The sequence below is a fragment of the Autumnicola edwardsiae genome (genome assembly GCF_031846505.1).
GTDB lineage: Bacteria > Bacteroidota > Bacteroidia > Flavobacteriales > Flavobacteriaceae > Autumnicola > Autumnicola edwardsiae.
Window position 1 is genome coordinate 1 of the sequence record NZ_JAVRHP010000377.1, and the last position, 206, is coordinate 206.

Consider the following 206-nt stretch of genomic DNA (forward strand, 5'->3'; position numbering starts at 1 on the left):
CACGGTATCTATTCCATTTCCTTTAAGTCTTTGGGCAAAATCACGTACTTCAGTTGCTCCTATGATCACCTTTTTAGGATCACAGCCTCTTAGGGCACAGGTTCCACCGTAGGGAAGTTCATCGGTAATGCCAACCTTAAGGTCTTTGGAGGCACATTTATTAGCAACGGTCATACCTGACATCCCGGAACCTATTACAAATACAT

Annotated in this window: 1 protein-coding gene; it reads right to left on the reverse strand. The window is 43.7% G+C overall.

Translation table 11 applies throughout. From position 1 onward, the window contains the following. Nucleotides 1–206: FAD-dependent oxidoreductase (locus RM529_RS18045; protein WP_311486103.1), on the reverse strand; the 206-nt coding region annotated here is incomplete at both ends.